This window comes from Micromonospora sp. NPDC051296, from assembly GCF_040682255.1.
In the GTDB taxonomy this organism is placed as follows: Bacteria; Actinomycetota; Actinomycetes; order Mycobacteriales; family Micromonosporaceae; genus Micromonospora; species Micromonospora craterilacus.
The window spans coordinates 1-1,731 of record NZ_JBFBAO010000637.1; the positions used below are offsets into that span (position 1 = coordinate 1).

2 protein-coding genes are annotated in these 1,731 nt (G+C 76.4%); both read right to left on the reverse strand.

Features of this window, described 5'->3' with window-relative positions:
* Positions 1 to 207 precede the first annotated feature (207 nt).
* Complete coding sequence (locus tag AB0M52_RS33725) at positions 208 to 930, reverse strand: hypothetical protein (protein ID WP_363961919.1); 723 nt, start codon at positions 928 to 930, stop codon at positions 208 to 210.
* Between the two features lie 133 nt (positions 931 to 1,063).
* A complete protein-coding gene (locus AB0M52_RS33730; RefSeq protein WP_363961921.1) occupies positions 1,064 to 1,513 on the reverse strand; it encodes an SAV_6107 family HEPN domain-containing protein in 450 nt (149 codons plus the stop codon).
* Positions 1,514 to 1,731: the final 218 nt, after the last annotated feature.

Sequence of the window (1,731 nt, forward strand, 5' to 3'; positions counted from 1 at the left end):
GGCCGGTGCGGCACGCTCGAAGTAGATGCCCAACGCTTCATACGGGGGGAAGCCGGCACTCCGCTGCGCTCCGTGCCGCCATGAGGCACCACCGCACTGAGCCGATGATTCGCTCGCTGACACTCGCTCATGCCGGCACTCCGCTGCGCTCCGTGCCGCCATGAGGCACCACCGCACTGAGCCGATGATTCGCTCGCTGACACTCGCTCATTGGTTCCCCACCATGCGCAGCCGCCCGGCACCTGGGCGACCGACGCCGGGGGGCGCGGGAATGACCCGGGTCAGCTCGTCACCGGGCAGCCAGACCTTGACCTCCTTGGGACGGGCGGCCGCGCCCCGCCCGCGGGCCGAGATGGTCACCTCGCGGCGGCGCAGCCGCCCCCGCCCCGGCCCGAGCCCGTCCCACATCCCACGGACCACCTGGAGCGTCACGTCCGCGCCGTCCCACCGGCCGTACGGCACCAGCACGCTGCCGCGCTGCCGGGCCCGCGCGGCCAGCCGGCTGGCGACGGAGGCGGAGACGGTGGCCGGTACGGCGGTGACCACCACGTCGACCCCGTCGATGAGCGCGGCGACGACGGTGGGCCACTCGGGCCCGGGCTGGGGCACCAGGGCGAGCCGGTCCAGGGCGATCCCGGCCTCGGCCGCCGCCCCGGCCCCGAAGGTCGGCACCCCGACCACGGCACACCACGAACCGGTGCGGGACGCCTCGGCGAGCAGGGCGAGGATCAGCGACGTGGTGCCGCTGCGCCGGGTCTCCCCGAGGCCGACCGCGATGGTGCTGCCGCGCCGCAACCCCCGGCTGGGCAACAGCCCGGTCAGCTCGGGCCGGACGGGCAGCACCCGGTGCCCGCCCGCCGGATCGGGGGCGCTGGCCGGGCGCACCAACCCGGCCAGCGCGGCGGAACCGACCACCATGCGGCCCGCCATCGGACCTACCCCCCGTCGTGTCACCACGGGACACCGGCCCGTGGATGGTGCTGTGTGGATCAGAAGTACGTACGCGCGGCGGGGTGGCGTCCGGCCACCCTGGGTCCCGCCGGTGGTGGCCGGACGCCACGACTCAGGCGACGAGCCCGTCGATCGCCGGCTGGTGCGCCAGGCCGAGCGCCGCCTCCACCACCGACACGAACTCCTCGGCGGCGCGGAGCAGGTCGTCGGCCTCCCGGGCGGTGACCACCCGGGGTATGCCGGCCTCGGCGGCAGCCCGCTTGCCGGCACCGATGGCGAAGTAGTTGGCCCATTCGTCGAGCTCGGGGGCGACGCCGGCGAGCAGGACCCAGACGCTGGTGATCCGGTTACGTCGGGTGGGCGCGGGGCGGGCGCGGGCGGCGAGCACCGCGGCGGCGGCGCGCAGCGCCGCGAGGTGGGCGGCGGCGTACCGGAGGCCGTCGGGGCCGGTCCGGGCAGCCTCGGCGAGACCCTGCCGGGCCACCGCGAGCAGTTGGGCCGGGGTGCGGTGCGGCAACACGTGCGCGGGCACCGTCGGCACCTGGGCCGGACTGGTCGGCATGGTCTCTCCTCCAGGTGGGCCAGGGCGGGCGGGCCGCGCGACGGAGGTGGACCCGTCGGCGCGGGAGGCCCGCGGCAGCGGTGCGGAGGAAGACGCACCAGGTGGGGCGGCCGGCCGGGTGCGGAGCTGACCTCCGACGCGATCACGGGCCAGGGCTGGTACGTCAAGGCTGTCGTGTCGCTCACGGCCGAGGACGGCTGGGGCTCTGGCGTCGCCAC